Here is a 24,032-nt window from a genome sequence, read left to right on the forward strand (position 1 = left end):
AGTCGTCTCGCCTTCCTGAATGGCGTTCTTGTGCCCCCGGCTTGGCTCGAGGCCGATCAATCGCGCTCGGACAGACGCACTTTCAGCCTGGGCAGCGGCTTGGTCTCGGTCAGGGCCTTCTGGCAGTCCTCGAGTTCGCGCAGACAGTTGGGACGGTTCCAGAAGTCCGAGAACTCGGCCACGGACAGGCGCAGCAGCTGCATGAACTCCTTGTGGTCCAGGACCTTGGGAGCCTCGTCCTTGTGGTCGTCGTGGTGGCCGTGGTCATCGTGCGGCTTGTCGGGCTTGGGCGCGTTGGCGATGACCACGGTCTGGGGCGCCAGGATGGTGACATTGCGGGTCAGGACGTCGATCTCGGCGCCGCCATGGCCCTTCGAATCGCCGTGGCCATGCGGCTCATGACCGTGGGCGTCGTGGCCCTTGCCGTGGCCGTGCCCATGCTTGTCGGCCTTGCCGTGGTCGTCCTTCTTCTTCTCCTCGGGCGGGTCGCCCTTCATCGCCTTGCCCAGGTGCTCGAAGGCCTTGGCGCACGGACCGCCGAAGGCCAGCACCGGGCCGATGCGCAAGCGCACCTCGTCGATCAGGTCCTGGGTCTTGACGATCAGCTCGCCGGAATGGGCGCTGCTGGCGGCCACGCACTTGGCCTTGACGGCCTCGTGGATGATCTTGGCGACGTCGCTCTGCTTCTCGCCCTTGTCCCCGCGCCCGGTCAGGCGGCCGGCGAAGAAGGCCAGGCCCGCGATGGCCAGGCCGGCCAGGATCAGCAGGAACACCAGGGTGGGATCGAAGACCGGCACCGGCGTTTCGACCGGAAATTCTGACTGGTACACGGCGATCCCCCTTGGCCCCACAGGCTGCGCCGACGACGGGCGCGCCATATGGTTAACGCAACAGCGTTATCGATGCACGGCCAAGGTGCTCAGGATGGACGATAAATGGTGCTGGAGACGCGTTCGCCCGCGTCATAGCGCGACGGGCCGGCATAGACGGTGACCTCGCAGAGGATGTCGCCGCCCTCTTCCGAGGCCCAGATATAGCTGCGTTCGACCTCGACATACCGACCGGCCGGCGAGACGCCCTCGAACGTGTCCCCCCACGGCACGATCCCGCGCAGGTCCTGCCAGCGCAGGGTCGTGGCGCGCGAAAGCTCGTCGCGCGCCATCGCCTCGAGGTCAGCGTCGGCCACCCTCAGCCTTCGGCGTCGTCGCGGAAATAGGCTTCGACCTCGCCTTGCAGCTTGATCGTCATCGGGTTGCCCTTGCGGTCCAGCGTCTTGCCGGCCGCGACCCGCACCCACTTCTCGCTGATGCAATACTCTTCGACATTGGTCTTCTCGACGCCCTTGAAGCGGATGCCGATGCCGCGCTCCAGCAGGTCCGCGTCGTAGTGCGGGCTGTCGGGATTGTTCGAGAGGCGGTCGGGAGGCGTGTCGCTCATGGTCTTCAAGCTTTCGGTCTGGGCGGCTGGCCCTGTGTCTGGCCGGCGGTCATAGCCACGAAACGCTCAAAATCCAAGTTTGGCGACGCGCCGCCCCTCCCCCACTAGTCCTGCTGGTCTTCCTTGACCGGGTCGGCCGTCGAAACCGCGCCGTCGTTGTTGGTGTCGTGGTGGTTGAACATCCGCCAGCCCGAATAGTCGAACTCGGCGCGGGTGATGGCGCCGCTCCTGTCGCTGTCGAGGACACCGAAGCGGACGTCGGCCTGGCGCATCTGGCGCTCACGCTCTTCCTGCTTCTTCTCGGGCGTACGGGTGTCGGCGGCCAGCTTCTTCTCCAGGCGCGCCTTGAACTCGCCGACATACTCGGCCTGCGAGAACGCGCCGTTCTTGTCGACGTCGGTGGCGGCGAACTGCAGGGCGCGGGTGGCGGCGAACTCGTCCTTGGAGACGACGCCGTCGCCGTTCTGGTCCTGCTCCTTGATGAAGGTGTCGCGAGCGTGCGAGGCGGCGAAAGCCGAGCCGGCGCCCAGCGAGGCGACGAGCGCGGCGACGAGAATCGTGCGGATCTTCATGGGATGTCCTAGCGGAGAGATTCGAAGGTCAGGGCGTAGGTGAAGCTCTGGCCGGGCTGACCGGCGGCGGCCGGGGCCACGCGGTGGCGGGTCTGGATCTGGTAGACGCCCGACTTGGCGGCCTTCACGGCGAAGCGCCCCTTGGCGTCGCTGATCACGATCATGGCGGCGGCCTTGGTGTCGGCATAGCGGTCGTCGGCGCACTGCACGGCGATCGCCTGGTTGGCCAGCGGCTTGCCGTCGAACAGCACTTCGAACAGGGCGTCCTGGCCGGTGACGATCTTGCTGGGATGGGTGATAGCCTTGAATTCCAGGCCTTGGCCGAGCGGCGCCAAGGCCGTGTCGTTCGGCGCGCCGCGCGTCACATAGACCTCGGCCATGGTCATGCTCCGCATGTCGATGGCGTCGGCCGGGGCCTTCTCGCCCTCGAAGAACTTCCACTCGCCGTTCACCAACGCCGCCTTGGCGGTGCGGCCGCCGCGCTGGCCGGTCGTGATCCGGTAAGTGCCCGGCTTGTCGACCGTGGCTTCGACCAAGGCCAGCTCGCGCATGTAGGTCGGGGTCAGCGGCGTGCGGACGCCGTCGGGGCCGACCACGGCATAGGCGTCGGACTTCATCACCACTTCCGGCGTGAAGAAGCTCTCGGTGAACGCGCCCTGCACCGTGACGATCTTGCGGTCGGACGCGTCGAACACGCTGGGCAGCAGATAGGGCGAGTGGGCCTGGGCAGCGGAGGTGACCAGGCTGAGCAGGAGCGCGCCACCCAACAGGCCAGCGCGAAGAGAACGGATCATCGGAAGCACCCCAGGCGCCGCTCCAGTCGCGGCGAACTCGGCATATTGCGATTAGTTCTGAGAATCAATTGCAAATAGCTTGACCGGTTCGGCGGGCCGCTTTAGGCCGTCGACGCCAAATTGCGAATAAGTCGCAAAAACCATCGAAGGGGATATCGATGTCTCACCTGAAGCTGGCCGCCCTGGCGGCGGCCTCCACCGCCGCGCTGCTGGCCACCACCGCTCGCGCCGGCGACAACACCGCCGACGCGGTAGAGCTCGACAAGGTCACCGTCACCGCCACGCGCTCGGAAAAGACCGTCTCGCAGGCCCCGGTCACCGTCAGCGTCATCTCGTCGGAAGAAATCGAGGACGGCCTGGTCCGCGACATCAAGGACCTGGTCCGCGACGAGCCGGGCGTGTCGGTACGCAACGCCCCCGCCCGCTTCACCGCCGCCGGCGCCTCGACGGGCCGTGACGGCAACGCCGGCTTCAACATCCGTGGCCTGGAAGGCAACCGCGTCTTGATCGTCGTCGACGGCGTGCGCGTGCCGGACGGCTTCGCCTTCGGCGCCCAGTCGACCGGCCGCGGCGACTATGTCGATCTGGATATCCTGAAGTCGGTAGAGATCGTGCGGGGCCCCGCCTCGGCCCTGTACGGCGCCGACGGCCTGGCCGGCTCGGTCGCCTTCATCACCAAGGACCCGTCCGACATCCTGAAGGACGGCAAGACTTTCGCCGTCCGCGCCCGCGTCGGCTACGCCTCGGCCGACGAGAGCTGGAGCGAGAGCCTGGTGCTGGCCGGCAAGTCCGATCGCTGGGAGGCCTTGATCGCCTACACCCGCCGCGACGGCGAGGGCCAGGAGACGGCCAGTACGAACGATTCGGCCAACACCGACCGCACCACCGCCAACCCCGAGGACAACCAGTCCAACTCGGTGCTGGGCAAGCTGGTCTACAGCCCTGATGATCGGAATCGCTTCCGCCTGACCGTCGACCACATGGATCGCGACGTCGACTGGACCGTGCTGTCGGCCATCGCCAAGCCGCCGCTGGCCGCGACCAGCGTCATCGGCCTGACCGCCTTCGACCGCGTCAAGCGCGACCGCGTCGCCCTGGACCACCGCTTCGACAACGGCCAGGGCCTGATCAACGCCGCCCGCGCCTCGCTGTATTGGCAGAAGAGCACCACCCGCCAGTTCTCGGCCGAGGACCGCTCCACCGCCGCCGACCGCACCCGCGACGCCACCTTCGACAACCGCGTGCTGGGCGCGGCCGTCGAGCTGCACAGCGTGTTCGACCAGGGCGCGTTCAAGCACGAGATCGTCTGGGGCGGCGACGCCTCGATCACCCGCCAGCAGGGCACGCGCGACGGCGCCGTGCCGCCGGCCGGCGAGACCTTCCCCGCCAAGGCCTTCCCGACCACGGACTTCACCCTGGCCGGCCTGTATGTGCAGGACGAGATCACCGCCGGTCCGCTGACCCTCTATCCGGCCTTGCGCCTGGACTACTATAAGCTGGACCCCAAGTCGGACCCGCTGTTCACCATCGCCTCGTCGGGCCAGAGCGACACGCACATCTCACCCAAGCTGGGCCTGGTGTGGGACGCCACCGACCTGGTGACCGTGTTCGCCAACGTGGCGGCGGGCTTCAAGGCTCCCTCGCCGTCGCAGGTCAACACCGGCTTCGCCAACCCGATCTCGAACTATCGCTCGATCTCGAACCCGGACCTGAAGCCCGAGACCAGCAAGACCCTGGAGGCCGGCTTCCGCCTGCACCGCGGCGGCTGGCGCGTGGCCGTCACCGGCTTCACCGGCGAGTACGACGACTTCATCGAGCAGGTGCAGGTGGCCGGTAACTTCACGCCGACCAATCCGGCCGTCTATCAGTTCACCAACCTGTCGGGCGTGAAGATCAGCGGCGCCGAGGCCAAGGGCGCGTTCGAGCTGGGCGGCGGCTTTACCGCCCGCGCGGCGGCCTCGTATGCTCGCGGCGCTTCACGCGTCAACGGCGTCAACACGCCCCTGACCTCGATCGACCCAGTCAAGCTGACGGGCGGTGTCGGCTATCGCGCGCCGTCGGGCAAGTTCGGCGGCGACCTTTCCGTCATTCACTCGGACCGCAAGTCGGCCGGCCGCGCCGGGGTGTCGTGCACCGGGGTCGTGCCCGGCAGCTCGCCGCTCAACTGCTTCACGCCGCCGTCGTTCACCGTCGGCGACCTGACGGCCTGGTGGGCGGTCACCCAGAACGTCACCCTGCGCGGCGGTGTCTTCAACCTGACCGACGAAAAATACTGGTGGTGGGCCGACGCCCGCGGCCTCGCCGACAACTCCACCGTCAAGGACGGCTACAGCCAGCCCGGCCGCAACTACAGCGTCTCCCTTGCGCTGAGGTTTTAACCGGGCCCGTCCCGATTGGCGGGCGCCAATCGGGACAAGCTTTCCTGACCTAGAGCGCCTTTCCCGTAGGCGGGAAAGGCGCTCGGGGGTAGGCGCGCGTGGACCGGGAAGCCGCGCGCGCCGATCCTTGCGGACAAGCTGGCCCTGCCCTGCTAGCTACGGCGCATCACGTTTCTTCGGAGTTCGCATGCTGCGCCGTATGTACGACTGGGTCATGGGCCTGGCCGCTTCCAAACACGCTTCGAAGAGCCTCTTCGCCGTCTCGTTCGCCGAGAGCTCGTTCTTCCCAATTCCGCCAGACGTGATGCTGGCGCCGATGTGCCTGGCCAAGCCGGAAAAGGCCTGGCGCTACGCCTTCATCTGCACGATCGCCTCGGTGCTGGGTGGCTGCCTGGGCTATGCGATCGGCTACTTCCTGCGCGACTTCGGCCTGTGGATGATGGCCGCCACCGGACACGCTGGCGGCCTGGCGGAGTTCCAGTGCTGGTACGCCAAGTACGGCGTCTGGGTGATCCTGGCCAAGGGCCTGACCCCTATCCCCTACAAGCTGGTGACCATCGCCTCGGGCCTGGCCGCGTTCAGCTTCCCGGTGTTCATCGTCGCCTCGACCGTGACGCGCGGCGCCCGCTTCTTCCTCGTGGCCTTCATCATCAAGAAGTTCGGCCCGGCCCTCCTGCCGGTCGTCGAGCGCCGCCTGGCCTTGTTCGCCGGTCTTTTCATCGCCCTCATTGTCATCGGCCTCACGGCTAGCCATTTCCTGGGCGGGGGCGGACATGGTGGAGCTTGCGCCGCATGACGAACGAAGAGCCTAAGATCCCGACCGACAATGGGACACCGACCGCCACGCCGGTGCGCGGTCCAACGCCGGCGATCGAGACCGCGGCGCCGACCTTCATTGGCCAGGCTTATGACCTGGTCACGCGCCACTGGCCGCTGATCGCCTTCCTGTCCAGCGCGCTGATGCTGGCCATCGCCCACGGCTTCGAGACCTTCGGCCATCTCGCCCCCTGCCACCTGTGCCTGAAGGCGCGGGAGGTCTACTGGGTCGCCGGGACCGTCGGCCTGGTCGGCGCCGTCCTGCAACGCACGCCGCTGTGGACCCGCCTGCGCCAGCCGGTGAACCTGCTGTTGGGCGCGATTTTCCTGTACGGCGCCGGCCTGGCGGTATTCCACGCTGGCGTCGAGTGGAAGTGGTGGCCAGGACCGACCACCTGCACCGGCAGCGGCGCGGCCAGCGCAACCAACCTCTCGGCCATGCTGAACGGTACGATGAAGGCCAAGCCGCCGATGTGCGACAAGGCCGCCTGGGTATTTCTGGGCCTGTCGATGGCCGGCTGGAACGCCCTGGTCTCGCTGAAGCTGGCCGTCTGGTCGGTGCTGGCGGGCCTGCGCAAGGCGGAGACTCTTCGATGACGCGTCCGGTTCCGCCCCGCCCAGGCCAGGGCGCGCTGCGTTCGCGCCTGGCCGAGATCCTGCGCGTCGACCAGGCCGGCGAGCTGGCGGCCGTGCACATCTATCGCGGCCAGGCGGCGGTCATGCGCAACGCCCCCGGCCGCCAGCGCATCGCCGACCAGTTGAAGGAGATGGAGGGCCATGAGCAGGTCCACCTCTCGCGCTTCAACGAGCTGCTGACCGAGCGCAATGTGCGCCCGACCCTGATGTCGCCGGTTTGGCGCGCGGCGGCCTTCGCCCTGGGCGCGGGCACCGCCCTGCTCGGCGACAAAGCCGCCCACGCCTGCACCGAGGCCGTCGAGACGGTGATCGAGAAGCACTATGCCGGCCAGATCGAGGAGTTGAAGGACCGCGATCCGGCGCTCGCCGCCGAGCTGACCCAGTTCCGCGACGACGAACTGGCCCACCGCGACCTGGCCATCGAGGAAGGCGCTCACGAGGCCGCTGCTTATCCGCTGCTCACCGCCGTGATCCAGGCCGGCTGCCGCGCCGCCATCAAGATCAGCGAGAAGATCTGAAGCTCTTTTTGCTTGTCGCGTGACGGTCGTTGAAACCGGCCTCCACTTTCAACTGTCACGCTCTTGGCGTTTAGGCCCGACGAGCCTACCGATACGCCCCAACACGTCGTCGCGTTGGGGAGTCGCCCACTTGTCCTTCCGTATCTTCGCCGCCTGCGCGGCGTCGCTGCTCGCCCTGTCCACAGCGGCTTTGTCCCCCACTTGGGCCGCCGAGCCTCTGAAGACCAGCGCCCTGTCGCTCGAGACCGGCGGCGCCATGCCCGCCGAGCAGCAGGCCCTGGCCTTCGACCACGCTGACCTGAAGCTCAAGATCCTGCCCGAGAAGAAGGCCATCGAGGGCGAAGCGACCCTGACCTTCACGGCCAAGTCGCCGCTGAAGACCCTGGTTCTCGACTTCGACCGCGTGTTCGCGATCAGCAAGCTGACCGTGGACGGCAAGGTCCTAAAACCTTCAGACTGGACCAATCCGGAAGGCCGGATGACCATCAAGCTCCCGAAGGCCGTGGCCAAGGGCAAGTCGGTCACCGTGGTCGTCGCCTATGACGGCGTTCCGCTGGAAGCCAAGCGCGCCCCGTGGGACGGCGGCTTCGTCTGGAGCAAGACCGAGAGCGGGGAACCCTGGATCGCCACCGCCGTGCAAGGCGACGGCTGCGACATCTTCTGGCCCTGCGTCGACTATCCGATGGGCGAGCCCAAGCTCGTGGACCTGCACATCACCGTCCCCGCCCCGCTGGTCGCCCCGGCCAACGGCGTCTTCAAGGGCATGACCGAAAAGGACGGCTGGCGGACCTACAACTGGCGGACCAAGAACCCCAACACCTACGCCATCGCCCTGGATGTCGGCCCCTACGAGGAACTGTCGGGGACGTACAAGAGCCGCTTCGGCGACAGCGTGCCGATGGCGTTCTGGTACCTGAAGGGCAATGCCGAGAAGGCCAAGGGCCTGTTCGCCGAGTTCACGCCGATGCTGGACTTCTACGAACAGATGATCGGCCCCTACCCGTTCCGGGACGAGAAGATGGGCGTGGTCGAGACCCCGCACCTGGGCATGGAGCACCAGACGATCAACGCCTACGGCAACAAGTACAAGAAAGAGATCTACGGCTTCGACTGGCTGCTGCAGCACGAGTTCGCGCACGAGTGGTTCGGCAACCAGCTGACCAACACCGACAATGACGACATGTGGCTGCACGAAGGCTATGGCAGCTACATGCAACCCTTGATGTCGCAATGGCTGCATGGCGACATGGAATACATGGCGCGACTGAACAAGATGCGCGTCGACAGCAAGAACAAGTTCCCGATCGTGTCGGGCAAGCAGCTCAAGGAAGACGACGTCTACAACGGCGACCGCGGCCCCGGGAACGACATCTACTACAAGGCCGCCAACATGTTGCACACGCTGCGGCAGTTGCTGGGCGACGAGCAGTTCTTCAAGATCACCCGCATCGCCGTCTATGGCCGCGACGATCCCAAGCCCGGCAATTTCACGCCGCGTTATCTGGGCACCAAGGACTACATCAAGATCGTCAACCAGGTGACCGGCAAGGACTACAACTGGTTCTTCGACGTCTATCTGTACGAGGCCGCCCAGCCCGAGCTGCTCGAAACCCGCGAGGGCGGCGACCTGGTGCTGAAGTGGAAGACGCCGAAGGACAAGCCCTTCCCCATGCCGGTCGAGGTCAAGGTCGGCGACAGGCTCGTCACCATGCCGATGGCCGATGGGACCGGGCGCGTCACCGTGGGCGACAGCGCGCCGGTGATCGTCGATCCGGCCTCCAAGATACTGCGCCGCCAGCCCTACATCGAAGCGTACCAGGTCTGGAACAAGGCCCAGGAAGACGCGGCCAAGGCCGAAGCCGAGGCCAAGAAGAAGGCGGAAGCCGAGAAGAAGTAGGGTCTCGCTAACCCTGCCCATTTACCGGATGGCGCGACCTTCGCTGTTAGGACCTTCGGTGTCCTCCGGAGGTCGCGTTCCATGTTCAAGCCCGTCCATTTCGTCACCGCCGCCCGCGCCACGCTGGTGGTCGGCTCCCTGGCGGTGGCCGTGCTGACCTTGGGCCCGTTCCAGGGCGCCGAGGCGATCTTCGGCTTGAACGATAAGGCCGCCCACGCGATCGCATTTGGCGGCCTGTTGGCGGTCTCGTTCCTGGCGTTTCCGCGCATGCGCCGCAACGACCTGATGATCGCGGCCTTGGCGCTGGGCGCGGGCGTCGAGGTCGCGCAGGTCATCGCCCATCGCGACGGCAATATCCCCGACTGGCTGGCCGACGCCGCTGGCGTCCTGACCATCTATGGCGCCAGCATGATCGAGACGGTCCGCAAGATGGCCCGCGAGCAAGGCGACCTGACCTTCGACCAGATCGCCGCGCTAGACCGTCGCCAGCCGCGCGCTCGTCCGGCCGTGGCCTTCGAACCGACGGTTGTCGCGGAGACGGGCGTCGTGCTCAGCTTCGCCGAACGCGCCGCCCGCCGGTTTCCGCGCTAATCAAGTGATGCGCTTGACGCTGACCGGGTCGCTGCCTGGGAAGCTTTCTTCAAGACCCTCGTCCAGCAAGGCTTCCTGACGGCTCTCGGACTTGGCGACCTTGCCGGCCAGTTGGTCGTGCTTCTCGCCTTCCGCCAAGGGGCGCTTGGCCTCGCGGGCGTGCGGCGCATCGATGTTACGGTCTTCGGAACGGACCTTGTCCTCCGAGGCCATGTCGGCGGTGGAAGCGGCGGTGCCGTGGGTGAAATGGCGCTTTTCGCCTTCGTCGGTCGCATTGCGGTTCATTGGGTAACTCCCGTGGCTTTTGCCTCGGATGTAAAAACCCTTTGGTCGAGGTTCGGGTTGCATGGTCCAACCTCCGACACTGGTCATGTTACGCGGCTGAAACATTTTCCGCGCGGCCCCGGAACCTTCGCCGTAGAGCCGCATTCTAAGCTGCAGCTCGGGCGGTCCGATCCCCTTCCGCCTCACAGCCACGGCCCGGGACACCTCTCCTCAAAAGATAGCCCGGGCCGTTTTGCTGTCTGCAGCCTTACGCCTCCAGCTCGATGTCCCAGTACAGGTAATCCAGCCAGCTGACGTGCAGCCGTCCGGGCGGGAAGCGACGTCCCCGTTCCTGCAGCTCGTGCATCGACGGGCGGCGGGCGTGGTGGAAGGGCTGCATGCCGGCTTCGCGCGGCGTGCGGCCGCCCTTGGCCAGATTGCAGGGCGCGCAGGCCGTGATGATGTTCTCCCAGGTGGTTCGCCCGCCGCGAGAGCGTGGGATCACGTGGTCGAAGGTCAGGTCCTCGGGCGAGCCGCAGTACTGGCAGCTGAAGCCGTCGCGCAGGAACAGGTTGAAGCGGGTGAAGGCCGGCGGACGCTCCTGCGGGACGTACTGCTTCAGCGCCACGACGCTGGGCAGCCGCATCTCGAACGACGGCGAATGGACCACCTGGTCGTAGCTGGCCACGACGTCGACGCGATCCAGAAACACCGCCTTGATCACCTCCTGCCACGGCCAGAGAGATAGCGGGTAATAGCTCAAGGGCCGGAAGTCGGCGTTGAGCACCAGGGCCGGCATGCCGGATGGTGGGCGTGTGAGGACCTGCATCAGATCCTCCCTTCGAGGCGAACGTCGGAACGCTCAGCGTCTCGGCTGATGTGGTACGCGACAGGACTGAAGACGGGCCTCCTTCCTACGCTATTCAGGGAATCGCCATTCATTCCCGAACGCATGGAAAGGATGGGCCATGTCGGCGACAGAACCAAGACATCCTGATCCTTGACCTCAGAAAGGCGCGATCTCGCGGCGTTTGACGGCGCCGTAGCAGGCCCACAGCAGATGGGCCGCCACCCCGCGATACGGACGCCAGAGTTCGGCCCGCTTGTAGGCCTGTTTCTCGTTCGGACGGACCTGGGCCTTGTCGGCCCAGCGCATGGCTTCCTGCAGGGCGATGTCGCCGCCGGGGAACATGTCCAGGCGTCCTTGGGTGAACATCAGATAGACCTCGGCGGTCCAGCGGCCGATGCCGGTGATGGCGGTCAGCGCCGCGATGGCCTCCTCGTCCGAGAGGGTGTGCAACGCAGCGAAATCGCAGACGCCGGTGACGTGGGCCTCGGCCAGGGCGCGGGCGTACCGGGCCTTGGGCCGCGACAGGCCCAGGGTCAGCAGATAGGCGTCCTCGTGGCCGATCACCGCCTCGGGCGTCATCTCCGGCAGGCCCGCCTCGACCCGCGCCCAGATAGCGGCGGCCGAGGCTAGGCTGACCTGCTGCTGCACGACCATCTTCAGCAAGCCCGGAAAGCCGCCCAGGCTGACGCGCCATTCGAACGAAGGCGTGACGGCCTCCATGGCGGCCAGGGCCGGATCGACGGCGGCCAGATACTTGCGGGCGTCGAGAATGGCTTGCGCGGTCGGCGGGACGAACATCGGCCGCAAGGGACCCTGCCCGGCGCTCGATGACAATCCGGAACTTGCTGAACTATTCGATCTCGGTGATCTCGATCTCGCCGCCCGGCGCGGGCGAGGTGTCACCCACCGCCTTGCCCAGCAAAGCCCGGGCGATCGGCGCGACGTAGGAGACCGAACCCTGGGCGGGATCGGCCTCGTCCTCGCCGACGATGCGGAAGGTCTGCACACGGCCGTCCTCGCGCTCGAAGGTCACGCGGTCGCCGAACTGCACGACGGTCTTGGCCGGGTCGCGCTCGAGAAGTTGGGCCGTGGCGCGGCGGGCCGACCAATAGCGCAGGTCGCGCGTGGCGCGGGCCATGGCCGTGCGGTCGCCATCGGCCGCGCCGCCGGCGCTCTGGGCCGTAGAGTAGGCGGCGCGCGCGGCGGCGAGCTCGGCCTCGATCTGCGCCAGGCCTTGCGGCGTCACCAGGTTGGGATGGGTCGAGATGGGGCGATCGGGCAGGTCCGCCGCGAAGGCCTCGCTGTCGCCCTCTTTCGTGAAGGCGACGCTCATCGGAAAACGTCTTGGATTCGGAAGAAGTCTAGGATCATGGAAATGCCTGCGACGCGTACGGAAGATCCGGCGCGGAGGCCTAACGCGTCCTGGCTTGGTTAGCTCCCTCTCAGCGAGGGTTCAAGCCGAACGCCGCGGCGGGCGGTTCCTCCCCAGAAGGGGGATCAGAACGCGCGCCCGCCGTTCGCGAGCAATCGAACTTAGATAGCCACGCCGATCAGGGCTGCGGCGACGCCCAGGGCGATCACGAGGAAATAGCCACCGGCCAGGCGGTCGAAGGTGGTTTCAACGGCGTTGAGCGTGCGTTGCATGACGATAGTGCCTTTCTTTGTGTCCTGACCCCCAGCGGGTCCCTGGCCGCCCCCTTCTAAGAAGTGATAGGGCCGAACCAATCTGAACGATGCTTAAATAGCACCGATCTAAACGCCGTCAAGATAATCTTTACAGCGTTTGGATGAAATTTTAGAAAGGTAGGGTTAGAGTGAGGCCGATGAGCACCGCGACCGCCGAATCCCGCCCGTATCACCACGGTGACCTGAGCCGCGCTCTGGTCGACGCCGCGCGCAAGATCCTCGAGACGGACGGCCCCGCCGCCCTCTCGCTGCGGGCCGTGGCGCGCGAGGCCGGGGTCAGCCCCGCCGCGCCCTACCACCACTTCAAGGACAAGGCCGAACTGCTGGAGGCCGTGGCCCATGAGGGCTGGCACGAGCTGGACGTCGCCTTGTCCACGGCCCGCGCCTCGACCCAGGATCCCCGCGCGCGGATGACCAATCTGGGCGTGGCCTATGTCTGTTTCGCCCGCGACAACCCGGCGCTGTACCGCGTGATGTACGATCGCTCGCGCGACAAGGACGCCCTGCCCGACCAACTGAAGGACGACGGCGCCTACTGCCAGGTGCGCAATACGATCGACGAGAACGCCGGCGGCGGCGTCAGCGAGATCGACCTGGAGCTGGCGACAATCGCCGCCTGGTGCGCCGGCCACGGCCTGGCCGAGATGATCGGCTTCAAGCAGTTCGCCCCGCTGAAGGATCTGCTGGGCGGCGAGGAGGCCTTCCTGCGCGCCGTGTTCGAGCATCTGGGCATGTTCGCGAAGTTCACCGATCCGGCCTGAGCTCCCGCGTGACCTTCGTCACCCGCTTCGCCCCGTCGCCGACGGGCTACCTGCATCGCGGCCATGCCTTCTCGGTGTTGACGGCCCGTCGCGCCACGCAAGAGGCCGCCGGTCGTTTCATTCTGCGCATCGAGGACATCGACGCCACTCGCTGCCGACCCGAGTATGACGCGGCGATCTTCGAGGACCTGGCTTGGCTGGGCCTTGAGTGGGAGACGCCGGTCCGCCGGCAGTCCGAGCACCTGGCCGACTACCACGCCGCCATCGAGACCCTGCGCCAGCGCGGCCTAGTCTATCGCTGTTTCAAGACCCGCAAGGAAATCGACATCGGCCGCGCCCCGCACGAGCCGGCGGTTCCATACGTTGGCGCGCCCCTGCCCGCCGATGAGGAGGCCGCACGCCTCGCGCGTGGCGAGGCCTTCGCGTGGCGACTGTCGCTGGCGGCGGCGCTAGAGGCCTTGGGCGGCTTCCAGGGCCTGACCTTCGTGGAGCAAGGCGCGGGTCCCGACGGCGAGACCGGCGTCATCCAGGCGCGCCCCGAGACCGCCGGCGACATCGTCCTGGCCCGGAAGGATGTCGGCGTCGCCTACCACCTGGCCGTGGTCCATGACGACGCTTTGCAAGGCGTCACCCACGTGATCCGGGGCTTGGACCTGTTCGAGGCCGCCCACATCCAACGCCTGCTGCAGGCCCTGCTGGATCTGCCGACGCCGACCTACCGGCATCACGGGCTGCTGGTCGGTCCGGACGGCAAGCGCTACGCCAAGCGCGACAAGGCCCAGACGCTACGGGAGCTGCGAGCGGCCGGCATGTCGCCCGAAGCCCTGCGGGCGGAACTGGGCTTCTAGCTCCCGCCGCCCGCCTGCTCGACCAGCTGGCTCATGGCCTTGAGGTAGCTGGCGAAGGCCGTCCTGCCCGGCTCGGTCAGGCGCACGCGGGTCAGGGGCTTGCGACCGACGAAGCTCTTGTCGATGAGCACGTAGCCGGCCTCCTCCAGCTTGCGCAGGTGGATCGACAGGTTGCCCTGGGTGACCTCGAGCACGTCCTTGAGCTCGGTGAAGTCGGCCACCTCGGCGCTGGCCAGATAGGCGACGATCCCCAGCCGCACCCGGCCATGGATGACGTCGTCCAGCCCGCTGATGTCGAACTTGCCGGTCACGATGGCCTCAGGCGGCCGGCCGCATGGCCTGGCGCATCATGAAGAAGCCGGGAGCTCCCATGAGCGCGAAGAGGCCGAAGGTCGCGATCGCCAGATAGAGGTCCGCGCGATGGATCAGCATCCCCATGGCCACGCCTGACACCAGCCAGCCGATGGCGACCAGCGCCATCCACGCCCGCTTGCGCAGTACGAAGATGACGTACCAGACCGCGCCTTGAAGGATGAACACCACCGCCGGATGGAACAGCCAGTAGCGGAAGTCGTGGTTGCGCGCGGCGGCCGAGGCGAAGACCAGCACCAGCGCCAGATTGGCGATGCCAGTCCCTGAGAAGGCGGCGTTGACGGCGCGGTTGGTGACGCCGCGCTGGGGGTTCTTGCGATCAATGATGATAACGATGGTCATCAGGATCAGGAAGATCACCGTCGGCGCCCAGGCCATCACGATATTCCCGGTCGTCCCCAACGTCAGCAGGCCCTTCTCCTGGACGAAATAACTCAGGGTCTGAACGCCGTAGAGCACGCCGGCCGAGCCATAGAGCGCGCCGCCGGCCACGCCCAGCCCGCCCCGCTCGTTGCCGCCTTCGGCCAGGCCACGCAGAAAGGCCAGGTCGTCCTGGGCGGTCTTCAGCTTATCGTTCATGGGCCCTGCCCCCTTCAGCGCTGCATCATGGACGGTCACAGGATTCGACCCAACAGCGGCACGCGGCGCAGAAGCATGGTCGTCAGCCAGCTCAGGACCACCGCGCCGACGAACACCACCACGCCCTTGGCCAGGCCGCCCCAACTCTGCGGCAGCAGTAGGAAGGCCAGCCACGAGGTGAAGACGTAGTGGGTCAGGTACATGCCGTAGGCGTTGGCCTGCAGGCTCCGCCCCACCGGACCGGTCTTGCGGACAAAGCGCAGGAAGGTCGCCAGGGCCGCGAAGGATAGGGTGGCGCAGGCCAGGGCGAAGCTGACGCCGCCGACCACATCCAGGGCGGCCCGGGGCGGCGGGTTGGGCGAGAAGGCCACGATCATGGTCGCCACGCCGCCGATGATCGGCAGGATCGGAGTCAGTTGCCAAAGCCACCAGCGCTTGGCCAGCTTGCCCTCGGGATCGGTCAGGCCGTAGCCGACGCCGGCCGCGCCAACGGCGATCCCGGCCAGGAAATAGACGAAGTAGTGGCCGATGCGGGCGGTCTGGAACAGGAACGGCCCGACCATCGTCCAGTGACCGAACGGCGTGGTCATGACCAGCGGCAGGTAGAACAGGAGGCTCAGCGCCACGAGACCCCAGAAGAACCGGGCCGGCTCGCGCTCCGCCCCCTTGGCCAGGCCGCCCAGGGCGTCGATCACACCGGGGGCCACAAGGTGCAACGCGGTGACGATGGCGCCGAAGGCCAGCAGCACCCACAGGAACCACGCTGGACCGCTGGGCCAGAACGGCAGGTGGATCCAGGCGTCCGCGAAGGCCGGGAGCGAATTGGCCCCGCCCGCCTGCAGCCACGCCGGGAAGTAGCCGAGCGGCGCCAGCAGCCCCGCGCCCAGTACGAACGGGACGCCCAGGCGCAGAGCCCGCCCTCTCAGGAACCCGCCATCGCCCTTGGCCCTTAGGCCGTCGACGACGAACAGGCCCGAGATGAAGAACATCAACGACATGAAGAACATGTCGTTGACGAGCGTGAGGATGCCGAACCCGCCGACCTTCTGCGGATCCACAACCGGGAACGCCGTCCACAGGATCGGCTGGGCGTCGAACGCCTTCGGCGGCGGCGCGAACGGGTGATAGGCCAGCGCAGTGTGGTGGGCGATCACCAGCAGGGTGACGAAGGCGCGCAAGGCGCCGATCGGGGCGTTGCGGCCGCCGATCTGGGCGACGGTCGATCGGTCGGTGGCGCTGAGTGGCGCGTGCATGGGTCGGCTCCCCTCTCAAGTTGGCCACAACGTGGATCAACAAGTTTGATTTGTAAACTAGTCTACCAACCGACGACCTTCGAGAACTCACGCGTGAAACCCCTCAATCCCCCAAACTGCCTTCCTGGGCCTTGCGCCTAGGAAGACGTGGTGGGGTTGGGGGAGGTGTGTTGAGGTCGGGGGAAGTCGAGCGCTTTCCGGTCCGCTCAGCGCGTCCAGTACCGATACCGATACGCCGGCGCGAAGCCCTCATCGGCATACAGACCGATCGCCGGCGCATTATCCGCCTCGACCTGCAGCCACGCCCGTTCCGCGCCCAGGGCGCCTGCTTCGGCGAGCAGGCCACGCAGGACCCGGCGGGCCAACCCCTTGCGGCGATGGTCGGGCGTCGTGCGCATGCCAAACACGCCGGCGAAACCACCGCCGATCGCCGTGGCCCCGATCGCCGCCGGCGCGCCGTCGATGTCCAGCCGGACGAACCGAGCCGGCGCGGGGATACGTCCCAGAGCCTCCAGGCGCTCGCGGCCGTCCTCGGGATCGCCGGCCGTGGCGGTGAACACCGCTTCGAAGGTCGCGTCGGGCGCGGCCGAGACACGCAGGTCTGGATCGCCCTTCCCGCCTGTCGGACCCAGCATGACCACCGTCTCCTTGCAGGCGCCATAGCCGCGCGCGGCCAGGCGCTCGGGAAGGTCGGTCGGCGCGACGACTCCATCGGTCAGCTTGAACCGCGGCGGCAGGCCCCGCGCCACGAACCAGGCCTCGGCCGCGTCCAGCGCCGCCTCCGGATCGCGGTCCGGCGCGCCCAGCGGCCAGCAGGCGTTGATCCGCATCGAGCGACCGGACGAGGCGTTCAACCGCCAACCGCCCAGCCGTTGACGCTCGCGCGCCGGCCAGGCGTCGTCGGCCAGCGGCTCCAGAATGGCGGGGTCGGTCATTTCTCGGCGAGCAGCTTCTCGACGATGCCCCGCGCTTCGGGACCCGACCAGTCGGCCGGACCGGCCATGCGGGCGCGCTCGCGGCCCTGGCGGTCATAGATCACCGTGGTCGGATAGCCGGCCGCGCGCGGCTCCATGGCGAACGACAGCTTGTAGCCCGGATCGCGGTAGGTCTTCAGCGGCGGGTTGGCGGCCATCTCCTCGTTGATCAGGTTCAGATCGCTGTCGCGGTCGACGCTGATCGGCAGCACGGTGACCGGCTGGGTGGCGTAGACGGCCTGCAGCTTGGCCAGGGTGGGCATCTCGGCCTTGCACGGCGCGCACCAGGTGGCCCACAGGTTCATGACCACCACGCGGCCCTTGAAATCGGCCAGAGTCGCCGGCTTGCCGTCCAGGCTGGTGAAGACCGTGGTCGGCGCGGCGCGCGGCGTGGCGGGCACGTCCAGCTTTACCAGGGTCCCTTTCTTGAATTCTGTGAGGTCTGCGGGACCAGAGGGTTTGAACGAAGCGGTGGCGATGACGTATAGAACCGCCGCCACGCCGACGAGGATGACGCCACCCAGCGCCAGCCTCACAGGGTTGCGCTTCTTGGCCGCCGCCTCCGATTGGACTTCGCTCATATGACCGACAACGCCTCCAATACGCCCAAGCCGAACGGCCAGGGCCAAGCCATGTGGGGCGGTCGGTTCACGGCCAAGCCGGCGGAACTGATGCAGGCGATCAACGTCTCCATCGGCTTCGACAAGCGCCTTTGGGCGCAAGACCTGGCGGGTTCCCGCGCCCACGCGCGGATGTTGATGAACCAGGGCGTGATTTCAAGCAGCGATGGCGAGGAAATTCTCGGCGGCCTGGCGAAGATCCAGGACGAGATCGCCACCGGGACCTTCCCGTTCCGCGACGAGTACGAAGACATCCACATGAACATCGAGGCGCGGCTGCGCGAGCTGATCGGCGCGACCGCCGGCCGGCTGCACACCGCCCGCTCGCGCAACGACCAGGTGGCCGTCGACTTCCGCCTGTGGGTCCGCGACGCCGCCGACCGGTCGGCCGCCCAACTGGAAGCCCTTCAGAAGGCCCTGCTGGCCCAGGCCGAGGTCTATGCCGACACCCTGATGCCGGGCTTCACCCACCTGCAGCCGGCCCAGCCGGTGACCTTCGGCCATCACCTGATGGCCTATGTCGAGATGTTCGGCCGCGACGCCAGCCGATTCCGCGACGCCCGCGCCCGCATGAACGAGTGCCCGCTGGGCGCGGCGGCCCTGGCTGGCTCGCCGTTCCCGATCGACCGCCAGCAGACGGCCACGGCCCTGGGCTTCGATCGCCCGACCGCCAACTCGCTGGACAGCGTCTCGGCCCGCGACTTCGCCCTGGAGGCCCTGTCGGCCGCCTCGATCACCGCCACGCACCTGTCGCGCCTGGCCGAGGAGATCGTGCTGTGGACGACGCCGATGTTCGGCTTCATCAAGCTGACCGACGCCTTCACGACCGGCAGCTCGATCATGCCGCAGAAGAAGAACCCCGACGCCGCCGAGCTGATCCGCGCCAAGGTCGGCCGCATCCTGGGCTCGCTGACCACCCTGACCGTGGTCATGAAGGGCCTGCCGCTGGCCTATTCCAAGGACATGCAGGAGGACAAGGTCCCGACCTTCGAGGCCTTCGACGCCCTGGAGCTGAGCCTGCTGGCCATGGCCGGCATGGTCGCCGACCTGACTCCCAACACCGAAAACATGGCCAAGGCGGCCGGCGCGGGCTTCTCGACCGCTACCGACCTGGCCGACTGGCTGGTGCGGACGCTGAACATGCCTTTCCGCGACGCCCACCACGTGACAGGCTCCGCCGTGAAGACGGCCGAGGGTCTGGGCGTCGATCTGTCGGATCTTTCCCTGGAACAATTCCAGGCGATCGAGTCGCGGATCACCCAGGATGTCTACGCCGTTCTGACTCCGGCCGCCTCGGCGGCCAGCCGCATGAGCTACGGCGGGACCGCCCCCGCCCAGGTCCGCGCCCAGATCGCGCGTTGGAAGGAAGTCCTCGCATGAAACCGCGCACCATTCTCGCGCTGACCGCCCTGGCCCTCACGGCCGCCGCCTGCGGCAAGCAAGGCGCTCTGGAGCGTCCGGCCCCGATGTGGGATCCGGCCAAGAAGGCGGCGTGGGAAGCCGAGCGCCGCGCGGCCTCGGCCCAGGCCAACCAGCCGGCCCGCGCTGGCGGCGCCCAGGAGATCCGCGACCCGGCCTCGGCCAACCGCACGATCCGCCAAGCGCCGCTGCCTGGCACCAACGACCCGTTCGGCGGCCCCTCCAAGGCGGGCTTCCCCGGCGCGACCCCGAACTAAGGCGATAAGTTGAATCACTTCGAGTACGGCCCCGAGGGCCTGGCCTGCGAGGGCGTGCCCCTGGCCAAGATCGCGGCCGAGGTCGGCACGCCCGTCTATGTCTACAGCCGCGCCACGCTGGAGCGGCACTTCACCGTGTTCCGCGACGCCCTGACGGCGGCCGGCGTGGTCGACCCGCTGGTCGCCTATGCCGTGAAGGCCAATTCCAATGTCGCGGTGCTGAAGGTGCTGGGCGACCTGGGCGCCGGGGCCGACACGGTCTCGGAAGGCGAGGTCCGCCGCGCCCTGGCCGCCGGCATCCCGCCCGAGCGCATCGTCTTCTCGGGCGTCGGCAAGGCGCGTCGCGAGATCGAATTCGCCCTGAAGACCGGCGTCGCCGAGATCAATGTCGAGTCCGAGCCGGAGATGAACCTGATCGCTCAGGTCGCGGCCGAGCTGGGCGTCCGCGCCAAGATCGCCTTCCGGGTCAATCCGGACGTCGCGGCCGGCGGTCACGCCAAGATCGCCACCGGCAAGTCCGAGAACAAGTTCGGTGTCTCGTTCGCCGAGGCCGCGCGCCTCTACGCCAACGCCAGCAACAACGCGGCCCTGGAGCCCATCGGCGTGGCCTGCCACATCGGCAGCCAGATCACCGACCTCTCGCCCATGCGCGAGGCCTTCACCAAGATGCGGGGCCTGGTCGAGCAACTGCTGGGCGAAGGCCTGTCGGTCGAGCGCCTGGACCTGGGCGGCGGCCTGGGCGTGCCCTATTTCAACAACCCCGAACCGCCCTCGCCCGCCGACTTCGCCGCCATGGTCGGCGAGGTGACCAAGGAACTGCCCGTCAAGCTGGCCTTCGAGCCGGGCCGGGTGATCGCCGCCAACGCCGGCGTAATGGTGTCGGAAGTGATCCATGTCCACGAGCGTCCGGAAGGCCGCAAGTTCCTGGTCATCGACGCGGCCATGAACGACCTGGTCCGCCCGGCCATGTACGACGCCTTCCACGACATCCGCCCGGTGATCCAGCGCGCCAAAGATCAGCGAGGGGGCGAGACCGTCTATGACGTGGTGGGTCCAGTCTGCGAGACCGGCGACACCTTCACCCGCGATCGCGCCTTGCCGCCGTTCGCGGCCGGCGACCTCGTCGCCTTCATGTCGGCCGGCGCCTACGGCGCGGCCATGGCCAGCGAGTACAACACCCGGCCGCTCGTGCCGGAGGTCCTGGTCGACGGAGATCGCTACGCGGTGATCCGCGAGCGGCCGACCTATGACGAGATGTTGGCGCGCGACCTCGTGCCGGACTGGGTGTAGGTAATCGTACGGAAGCCCTAAAAGACCCTAGTATCATTGGGGGTTAACCACCGCGGCCGCACTTGATGTCCCGTCTCGGGAACAGTGGAGCTCGGCGATGCGTAATCTCATTGAATTCGACAGCATCGAGGCCCAGCGGAAGCTCGGCGGCCATCTGGTGCTGGCCTGCATCGCGGCCTTGGTGCTGATCACCCCGGCCGCCGCCATGGTGGCCGGCCGCCCGAGCTTGCCGCTGGCCGGCGGTTCAGTGCTGCTGGCGGGCCTGGCCTGGGGCGGCTGGGTGATCTGGCGGGACAACGCCGCTCAGCGCATCTCCACCGCCCTGACCTTGATGGGCCAGGTCAGCCTGTTCATCGCCGCGTTCTCGGGCCATCCGCTTCAGGCCGACGCCCGCTTGGCGTATCTCGCCGCCCTGGCCCTGCTGGTCGCCTATGGTGACTGGCGCGCCATCGCCGCGGGCGCGGCCACCGTGGTGGGGATCGAACTGGCCATGGCCGCGATCGCCCCGCACGTCCTGATGAGCGGTGAAGTCACGCTCTTGCGCCTGGCCTTCGCCGCGGGCGTCACGATTGTCACGGCCTGGTCGCTGATCTGGCTCACCGCGGGTGTCTCGCGCCTGTTCGTCACCGTCAACGCCCGCACCGACAAGGCCCTGGATGCGGCGTCCCGCGCCGACGCCGCCAACGCCGAGGCGGAGGCCCAGCGCGCCGCCCGCGACGCCGCCAATGCCGAACAGGCTCGCCAGAAGGCCGCGGTGGAAGCCGAGCAGACCCAGGTCGTCGAGGCCCTGGCCACCGCGCTGGGCCACCTGTCCCGGGGCAACCTGACCTGGCGGCTGGAACAAACCTTCGCCAATCGCTACGAGCCGTTGCGCGCGGACTTCAACGACGCCCTGTCCCGCCTGCAGGCCGCCATGCGCGAGATCGCCGGTAACGCCGCTGGCATGACCGCCGGAGTGGCCGACATGTCGCGCGCCTCGGACGAACTGGCGCGCCGGACCGAGCACCAGGCCGCCAGCCTGGTCCAGACCACGGCTGCCCTGGGCGAGATCACCATCGCGGTCAGCAGCACCGCCGACAGCGCCAGCCAGGCCAACGCCGCCGCGGCCTCGGCGCGCCAGGAAGCCGAGCGGTCGGATCCCGTGGTCAGCGAGGCCGTCGAGGCCATGACCCTGATCGAGGCCTCATCCGGTCAGATCGGCAAGATCATCGGCGTGATCGACGAGATCGCCTTCCAGACCAACCTCCTGGCGCTGAACGCCGGGGTCGAGGCGGCGCGCGCGGGCGACGCCGGGCGTGGCTTCGCCGTCGTCGCCCAGGAAGTGCGGGCGCTGGCCCAGCGCTCGGCGGGCGCGGCCAAGGAAATCAAGGACCTGATCAACGTTTCGAGCCAGCAGGTCAGCGCGGGCGTCGAGCGCGTGGGCCGCACCCGCGAAGCCCTGCAGCGGATCATCGCCCGCGTCGCCGAGATCGACACCCAGGTCAACGCCATCGCCGCCTCGGCCCGCGATCAGGCCCAGGGCCTGGGCGAGGTCAACGCGACGATGGGCGAGATGGACCGCGTGGTGCAGCAGAACGCGGCCATGGTCGAGGAGACCACGGCCGCCGCTCACGCCCTGCGCAACGAGACGCTGGAACTGGCCGACCGCGTGGATCTGTTCGACATCGGCGAGACATCGGCGGCGCGCGGTCAGCGCGCGGCTTAGTCCATCGCGCCGATGTAGGGGAGCCCGCGACTCTTGCCTTCGTCGTCCAGGCCGTAACCGACCAGGTAGCGCGCGGGGGCTTCCCAGGCGACGAAGTCGGGCTCCATGCCACGGTCCTTGGGCCAGGGCTTGCGGGCGAAGACGGCGGTCAGCACTTCGCTGGCGCCAGCGTCCTTGACCAGACGCGCGGCTTCCGACAGCGACAGGCCGGTGTCGAAGACGTCGTCGACGACCAGGGCGCGGCGGCCCACCAGGGGGCGCTGCAGGTCGGCGCGCACTTCGCAGCGGCCCGAGCTCTTGCGCTCGTCGTGATAGGAGGCCAGCCACAGGGCGTCGAACCGCACGTCGCGGCCGGCCTTGTAGAGGGCGCGGGTCAGGTCGGCGGCGAACCACAGGCCGCCGGTCAGCAGGCAGACCACGACGGTGTCGTCGTCGATGCGCGGCGCGATGGCCTCGGCCAGCTTCTGGACCCGGTCGGCGATCTCGGCTTCCGAGATCAGGACTTCGGGTTTCTTGGTGTCATTCATGATGCGCGGGTTCGTGAGAGTCCGAAGGGGGAGGCGTTTCCTCCCCGCTCTCATGTCCCGGGGGTTCCTGTCCAGCCGCTTCGTGTTCGGCGGGGGCGTCCTGAGCCCCGCGCAGCGACAATTCCGGCTCGGCGCCATGCGCTTCAGGTTTCTTCAGGGCGGTTTTCACCGCCTTGGCGGCGCCCGGTTCGGTGGCGAAGCCGATCTGCAGGTCCTTGGCTGAGCGCGGCGGATCCAGGAAGGTGATCGAGAAGTGACGCACCTCACCCGGCGGGATCTTGGCGTCGGCGGCCGCGGCCAACTGGCCGGCCACGCGCTTGTCGTCCTTGCTCAGCAGCTCGACACGTAGCGGCGGGGACAGGACCTCGTGTTCGGTGATGTTGCGGATGGAGCCGGTGACGATCACGACCGCATGGCCGTCCTGCATCGAGGGCTGGGCCTTGATGCTGGCGCGATCGATGACCAGGCCGACGGTGTTCACCGGCAGGCCGACGGCGGCATAGGCGCCCGCCGAGCCCGGCAGGATCTTGACCACGTCGATGCGGAAGATCAGAGCGGCCACCACGACAACCGCCATGGCGGCGGCCATGCCGGCCCAGATGACGCCCGTGGCGGTGGCTTCACGCAGGCGACGCTCGGCGTCGGCGCGGGCCCGGAAGACCTTTGGAAGCTCCTCGCCCGGCAGGGCGCTGACGGGCGGTTCATCGCCTTCGGCGGCCAGCGTCTCGGAAGCCCCATCGAGGGCTTCGGCCTGGCTGGCCAGGGTCGGGGTTTCTGGATCCTCGAACAGGTCGAGCGGCTCTTCGCTACGGGCCGTCCAACGGTTCCCGCACGAGGCGCAGCGCACGACGCGACCCGCCGAACCCACCTTGGAGTCCTCGACGAAATAGCGGCTGGCGCACTCCGGACAGGTCAGTATCATGGCCGCGAATCGAACGCTCCCCACACACCTAAAGGGGGTCGCTGATTTTAACCCTGATGTCCAGAA

General features: G+C 67.8%; 29 protein-coding genes. 12 read left to right on the plus strand and 17 right to left on the minus strand.

The annotated features are described in order from the left end of the window. Positions 1–56: 56 nt before the first annotated feature. From ACW173_RS23540 to ACW173_RS23560, 5 genes are all read right to left on the minus strand, one after another. On the minus strand, positions 57–830 hold the full coding sequence (locus ACW173_RS23540; RefSeq protein ID WP_492082542.1) for a hypothetical protein: 774 nt from the start codon (positions 828–830) through the stop codon (positions 57–59). An 89-nt stretch (positions 831–919) separates the two neighbouring features. After that, the gene (locus tag ACW173_RS23545) at positions 920–1,162 is read right to left on the minus strand and encodes a hypothetical protein (protein ID WP_492086052.1); all 243 of its coding nucleotides are present in this window, start codon (positions 1,160–1,162) and stop codon (positions 920–922) included. A gap of 26 nt (positions 1,163–1,188) precedes the next feature. Then, complete coding sequence (locus tag ACW173_RS23550; protein WP_492082544.1) at positions 1,189–1,437, minus strand: DUF3297 family protein; 249 nt, start codon at positions 1,435–1,437, stop codon at positions 1,189–1,191. A gap of 104 nt (positions 1,438–1,541) precedes the next feature. Beyond that, positions 1,542–2,009, minus strand: coding sequence for an EF-hand domain-containing protein (locus tag ACW173_RS23555; protein ID WP_492082545.1), 468 nt, complete (start codon positions 2,007–2,009; stop codon positions 1,542–1,544). 8 nt (positions 2,010–2,017) lie between these two features. After that, a complete protein-coding gene (locus ACW173_RS23560) occupies positions 2,018–2,803 on the minus strand; it encodes a DUF4198 domain-containing protein (protein WP_492082546.1) in 786 nt (261 codons plus the stop codon). A 158-nt stretch (positions 2,804–2,961) separates the two neighbouring features. On the opposite strand from ACW173_RS23560, the gene ACW173_RS23565 reads away from it, so the two are divergent. The 6 genes from ACW173_RS23565 (at position 2,962) to ACW173_RS23590 (ending at position 9,639) form a co-directional block, all read left to right on the plus strand. Then, a complete protein-coding gene (locus ACW173_RS23565) occupies positions 2,962–5,181 on the plus strand; it encodes a TonB-dependent hemoglobin/transferrin/lactoferrin family receptor (protein WP_492082547.1) in 2,220 nt (739 codons plus the stop codon). A gap of 187 nt (positions 5,182–5,368) precedes the next feature. Further along, entirely contained in the window at positions 5,369–5,977 is a 609-nt protein-coding gene (locus tag ACW173_RS23570; RefSeq protein ID WP_492082549.1) for a YqaA family protein, read from the plus strand. After that, complete coding sequence (locus ACW173_RS23575) at positions 5,974–6,594, plus strand: disulfide bond formation protein B (protein WP_492082551.1); 621 nt, start codon at positions 5,974–5,976, stop codon at positions 6,592–6,594. The genes ACW173_RS23570 and ACW173_RS23575 overlap by 4 nt, the downstream gene beginning before the upstream one ends. Continuing rightward, the gene (locus tag ACW173_RS23580) at positions 6,591–7,151 is read left to right on the plus strand and encodes a demethoxyubiquinone hydroxylase family protein (protein ID WP_492082553.1); all 561 of its coding nucleotides are present in this window, start codon (positions 6,591–6,593) and stop codon (positions 7,149–7,151) included. Before ACW173_RS23575 ends, ACW173_RS23580 begins: the two co-directional genes overlap by 4 nt. Before the next feature lie 130 nt (positions 7,152–7,281). Then, positions 7,282–9,048 carry a M1 family metallopeptidase gene (locus tag ACW173_RS23585; RefSeq protein ID WP_492082554.1) on the plus strand — a complete coding sequence of 589 codons (1,767 nt, stop codon included), beginning with the start codon at positions 7,282–7,284 and terminating at the stop codon, positions 9,046–9,048. Between the two features lie 81 nt (positions 9,049–9,129). After that, positions 9,130–9,639 carry a VanZ family protein gene (locus ACW173_RS23590; protein ID WP_492082556.1) on the plus strand — a complete coding sequence of 170 codons (510 nt, stop codon included), beginning with the start codon at positions 9,130–9,132 and terminating at the stop codon, positions 9,637–9,639. Here the strand turns inward: ACW173_RS23590 and ACW173_RS23595 are convergent, their stop codons facing one another. The 5 genes from ACW173_RS23595 to ACW173_RS23615 form a co-directional block, all read right to left on the minus strand. Continuing rightward, positions 9,640–9,924 (minus strand): hypothetical protein, encoded by a 285-nt coding sequence (locus tag ACW173_RS23595; RefSeq protein WP_492082558.1) that lies wholly within the window; start codon positions 9,922–9,924, stop codon positions 9,640–9,642. 247 nt (positions 9,925–10,171) lie between these two features. Continuing rightward, positions 10,172–10,735: an HNH endonuclease gene (locus ACW173_RS23600; protein ID WP_492086053.1), complete on the minus strand. Its 564-nt coding sequence runs from the start codon at positions 10,733–10,735 to the stop codon at positions 10,172–10,174. 174 nt (positions 10,736–10,909) lie between these two features. Then, positions 10,910–11,551 (minus strand): DNA-3-methyladenine glycosylase family protein, encoded by a 642-nt coding sequence (locus ACW173_RS23605; protein WP_492082560.1) that lies wholly within the window; start codon positions 11,549–11,551, stop codon positions 10,910–10,912. 52 nt (positions 11,552–11,603) lie between these two features. Then, positions 11,604–12,086 (minus strand): transcription elongation factor GreA, encoded by a 483-nt coding sequence (gene greA, locus ACW173_RS23610; RefSeq protein ID WP_492082561.1) that lies wholly within the window; start codon positions 12,084–12,086, stop codon positions 11,604–11,606. A gap of 200 nt (positions 12,087–12,286) precedes the next feature. After that, entirely contained in the window at positions 12,287–12,397 is a 111-nt protein-coding gene (locus tag ACW173_RS23615; protein WP_492082562.1) for a hypothetical protein, read from the minus strand. A 179-nt stretch (positions 12,398–12,576) separates the two neighbouring features. Here ACW173_RS23615 and ACW173_RS23620 point away from each other — a divergent pair, with 179 nt between their 5' ends. Both ACW173_RS23620 and gluQRS read left to right on the plus strand, forming a co-directional pair. Then, positions 12,577–13,200: a TetR/AcrR family transcriptional regulator gene (locus ACW173_RS23620; RefSeq protein WP_492082564.1), complete on the plus strand. Its 624-nt coding sequence runs from the start codon at positions 12,577–12,579 to the stop codon at positions 13,198–13,200. 8 nt (positions 13,201–13,208) lie between these two features. Then, positions 13,209–14,048: a tRNA glutamyl-Q(34) synthetase GluQRS gene (gene gluQRS, locus ACW173_RS23625; protein WP_492082565.1), complete on the plus strand. Its 840-nt coding sequence runs from the start codon at positions 13,209–13,211 to the stop codon at positions 14,046–14,048. Here the strand turns inward: gluQRS and ACW173_RS23630 are convergent. The 5 genes from ACW173_RS23630 to ACW173_RS23650 form a co-directional block, all read right to left on the minus strand. Continuing rightward, positions 14,045–14,359 carry a winged helix-turn-helix domain-containing protein gene (locus ACW173_RS23630; RefSeq protein ID WP_492082567.1) on the minus strand — a complete coding sequence of 105 codons (315 nt, stop codon included), beginning with the start codon at positions 14,357–14,359 and terminating at the stop codon, positions 14,045–14,047. The genes gluQRS and ACW173_RS23630 overlap by 4 nt on opposite strands. Before the next feature lie 7 nt (positions 14,360–14,366). Then, positions 14,367–14,999: a hypothetical protein gene (locus tag ACW173_RS23635; RefSeq protein WP_492082568.1), complete on the minus strand. Its 633-nt coding sequence runs from the start codon at positions 14,997–14,999 to the stop codon at positions 14,367–14,369. A 35-nt stretch (positions 15,000–15,034) separates the two neighbouring features. Then, positions 15,035–16,252, minus strand: a complete 1,218-nt coding sequence (locus ACW173_RS23640) for an acyltransferase family protein (protein ID WP_492082569.1) — start codon at positions 16,250–16,252, stop codon at positions 15,035–15,037. 206 nt (positions 16,253–16,458) lie between these two features. Further along, entirely contained in the window at positions 16,459–17,187 is a 729-nt protein-coding gene (locus ACW173_RS23645) for a GNAT family N-acetyltransferase (protein ID WP_492082570.1), read from the minus strand. Next, positions 17,184–17,807: a TlpA family protein disulfide reductase gene (locus ACW173_RS23650; RefSeq protein ID WP_492082572.1), complete on the minus strand. Its 624-nt coding sequence runs from the start codon at positions 17,805–17,807 to the stop codon at positions 17,184–17,186. The genes ACW173_RS23645 and ACW173_RS23650 overlap by 4 nt, the downstream gene beginning before the upstream one ends. Between ACW173_RS23650 and argH the strand changes: the two genes are divergently transcribed. From argH to ACW173_RS23670, 4 genes are all read left to right on the plus strand, one after another. After that, positions 17,808–19,226, plus strand: coding sequence for an argininosuccinate lyase (gene argH, locus ACW173_RS23655; protein ID WP_492082574.1), 1,419 nt, complete (start codon positions 17,808–17,810; stop codon positions 19,224–19,226). Further along, positions 19,223–19,522, plus strand: a complete 300-nt coding sequence (locus ACW173_RS23660) for a hypothetical protein (protein ID WP_492082575.1) — start codon at positions 19,223–19,225, stop codon at positions 19,520–19,522. The genes argH and ACW173_RS23660 overlap by 4 nt, the downstream gene beginning before the upstream one ends. A gap of 9 nt (positions 19,523–19,531) precedes the next feature. Then, the gene (lysA, locus tag ACW173_RS23665; protein WP_492082577.1) at positions 19,532–20,812 is read left to right on the plus strand and encodes a diaminopimelate decarboxylase; all 1,281 of its coding nucleotides are present in this window, start codon (positions 19,532–19,534) and stop codon (positions 20,810–20,812) included. A gap of 97 nt (positions 20,813–20,909) precedes the next feature. Then, on the plus strand, positions 20,910–22,517 hold the full coding sequence (locus ACW173_RS23670; RefSeq protein ID WP_492082578.1) for a methyl-accepting chemotaxis protein: 1,608 nt from the start codon (positions 20,910–20,912) through the stop codon (positions 22,515–22,517). On the opposite strand, the gene ACW173_RS23675 is transcribed toward ACW173_RS23670, so the two are convergent. Next, complete coding sequence (locus ACW173_RS23675; RefSeq protein WP_492082580.1) at positions 22,514–23,098, minus strand: phosphoribosyltransferase; 585 nt, start codon at positions 23,096–23,098, stop codon at positions 22,514–22,516. The two genes, ACW173_RS23670 and ACW173_RS23675, sit on opposite strands and share 4 nt — an antisense overlap. Then, positions 23,037–23,990, minus strand: a complete 954-nt coding sequence (locus ACW173_RS23680; RefSeq protein WP_492082581.1) for an MJ0042-type zinc finger domain-containing protein — start codon at positions 23,988–23,990, stop codon at positions 23,037–23,039. The genes ACW173_RS23675 and ACW173_RS23680 overlap by 62 nt, the downstream gene beginning before the upstream one ends. Positions 23,991–24,032 lie beyond the last annotated feature (42 nt).

Source organism: Caulobacter sp. ALps2 (genome assembly GCF_058681635.1).